This is a genomic window from Streptomyces nogalater (assembly GCF_039532885.1).
Classification (GTDB): Bacteria; Actinomycetota; Actinomycetes; order Streptomycetales; family Streptomycetaceae; genus Streptomyces; species Streptomyces nogalater.
This window is the reverse complement of sequence record NZ_BAAASM010000095.1, coordinates 1-2,657: the sequence shown is the minus strand read 5'-3', so window position 1 is coordinate 2,657 and position 2,657 is coordinate 1. Positions and strand designations below refer to the sequence as shown.

The following is a 2,657-nucleotide window of genomic DNA, read 5'->3' as shown; positions in this document are numbered from 1 at the left end:
TGTGGGTGCTCTGACCTGCAGATAAGCGGATGCCCTTGGTGGCGGCTGATGACATTCGCTGGTGACGTCATATGACGACGCTGCTGGACAGGCCGATGGCACTTCCAATGTTGCCGCAGTACGGAGTCCTCTGGAGCGGTTGAGCTGGTCCCGACGGACACCACCGGGCTGATCCGCCCGGCCTTGTTCGCCACCTCGAAGCTCAACTTCACCTCAGAGATGACCTGTTCATGTGTGCTCTGTAGCGAGTTCAGTCCATCATGCGCTGCATGTAGCCGGAGACCAGGCGCCTTGTCCTCGCCGTAGTGGGCACGGCCGCAGCCATCGGCCACCGCGCCGGCCGAGCGCACCACACGCCGGCCTGGGGAGCCGGGTGTGCGGCTGCGCTGTTACGTGGACCTGCGCCAAGAACTCGCTGGCCCTGAAAACTCTGCGGGGTGATGACCAGACAGCCGACAACCATGCTGGCTCATGCAGAGGGAAAACCGTCGGCCCTGCGCAGCCGGTCGGACCGTGCGTGCGGCCGGGCTTGTGCGTGAGGCCCCGTCCGGCCGGGACCAAGGACGGAGGTTCCAGGACCCGGCACCGGACTCGGTCCGGCTGTCGGTGCACGTGAGGAGCCCGCCGCCGGTGCTGTTGTGGGTGGCGGCGCGACAGATCACTGTTGGGTAAGTGGGCATCAGTAAGGGCGCCATGTCCCGGTTCGCTCACGCTGTGGCCAGCGGTCGAGCGTGGCTGGATGGCCCCCGCGGGCAGTTCGGCGTTATGCGGTTTCTGGCTCGGCCATGAGGCGGGCGGGCCGGCGACGGCCGGTTACATGGCCTGCTGACGCCCGCCCGTGGTAATGACGGTCGGCCCACACGCCTGAAGCTGGTCTCCCTGCATCAATGCTTGTCCTGATCTGGGCAGCACGGTGCTTCTTCTGGCTGTTCCGGGCTGACGCCGCGCGCGTCATCGAATGCCGTGCGGGTGCGCTGCACAGCAGCGGTCAGCTCCTCCAGGAGTGCAGCCACCGCTGCCTGGGCATTGGCTGCATCGGTCTCCTGCTCGCTACGCCAGTGTTCCTCGCGCCTGTTTCCCTCAGGCAGCCAGTGTTCGGTGTTCACCAGGGCATGAAGGCGGAGCTGCTCGTCGTCCAAGACCTGGATGGCCGCCGAGGCTGTCAGGGTGTGGGACTGGCGGGGAAGGTTTTCCACCACGCACAGGAAGCCACGTTCGTAGTGGATGGTCTCTCCGGGGACTCCAGGGCTTCGTGTGCGCAGATGTTCGGGCACGGCTGTAACCCGGGCGTGGCTGTCTACCTCGACCTCGGGCCACAGGTCCAACTGTGAAACGAGCCTCGCGGCGCCTTCTCCGAGCTGAGCCAGAGGTACCTGGATGAGAGCCTCGGCGGCCTGGCGGCGTGCGTCGGCTGCGGTCTCGGCACTGCGCAGCGCCAGCAGTCGCTCGGCCAGGGAGCCCTCCCGCCGCGGAGCGGGCCAAGCCTGAGTGGAGTGGGAGCGAGATTGTGGGACGAAGCCTTCGAATGGGAAGCAGAGCAGCCTTCGGTTGAGGAACTGCAGATACTCCACGGTGACGCCCGGGTAGGGCTTGAGAGCTTCCAGCAGGTCTTGCACCTGCTCCTGCGGGAACGCGCTGCCCAAGACGACGGCGGTTAGCGCGGACCTGATGTCGACGTAGTCGAACTCGGTGGACTGATTCAGCAGGACGAGCCGGTACTCGGCCTCGCTGGCCCAGTCGATGTGCTTACGGAAGAACAACAAGTCCTTGTTGGCTTCCGCATAGGCCAGTGCCACGGCATCCGCCCCGAACTCGGCGACCTGCCCGACATCGATTCCCCGGGTGGGAGGGCCGTCCTGGCTGCTGAGGTAGCGGACCGGCCCGTGGAAGGCGAAGGCTGCCGGACCGGCGTGTTCGAGAAAGGACTTGACGAGCTTGTCCCGGTCAAACCTGAGGCACACGCCGGTGTGCCCGGCACCGTAGTGAGCCCACAGCGAAAGGTGGGCCCATCCCCGCAGCGCGTCGGGGTTGAACACGCTGGACGGGAGAGTTACGTCTTGAGTCAGGCATCCGACTTTGGTGTGCAGGCGTAGGTGCCGGTCGATCTCGTCCCAGATGGGGAAGCCGGCGTCGAGGTCCTGCTGGTCGTGGTGGGCGCTGAGCGTCGGGTAGTGCGGCTGTGATTCCCACAGGTCATTGGTCGACTTGTAGGGCGACAGGCGCAGTGTTCCCGTGGGCAGGATGCCGGTGACGGCCGCAGCGGTGTTGGTGTAGTGGAAGAGCTGGCTGGTCCTGGTCCGCGGGGCTGTGACCACTTCGTATTCGCTGTAGGTCTCGAACGCAGGGGCCAGGTGTACGGGTGCCGCCCAACCGCTTGAGAGCCCGTCCTCGGTGGTCATCCAGAAGCCCCTTTTTTGCTGTCCTGTCTGGCGCTGGCCCGCGCAGCCGGTGCTCGACACCCTACTCCATTGTCGTCAATTTGACGAGAATGGGGTGGGGTGTGTTGACGCTGCTGTTCGTGGCTCGCGCAGTCCAGCCGCTCATCGCATCCGCAGCGTGCCGACGGTAATCGCAGTGCTGACAGTGATCGGTCTAGGCCGTTTCCTTCGGATCACCTCGCCGACCAGATGAAGATGGCGGCGAGGTGGAGTCCGGCG

1 protein-coding gene and 1 pseudogene are annotated in these 2,657 nt (G+C 65.6%); one reads left to right on the top strand and one right to left on the bottom strand.

Annotated elements, in window-relative coordinates; all coding sequences use genetic code 11:
* Positions 1-339: 339 nt before the first annotated feature.
* Positions 340-441 (top strand): annotated as a pseudogene (locus ABD350_RS37750) (DUF6207 family protein); the annotation flags it as partial.
* A 443-nt stretch (positions 442-884) separates the two neighbouring features.
* Here the strand turns inward: ABD350_RS37750 and ABD350_RS37745 are convergent.
* Positions 885-2,399, bottom strand: coding sequence for a DUF2971 domain-containing protein (locus ABD350_RS37745; RefSeq protein WP_344353971.1), 1,515 nt, complete (start codon positions 2,397-2,399; stop codon positions 885-887).
* Between the last annotated feature and the right edge of the window lie 258 nt (positions 2,400-2,657).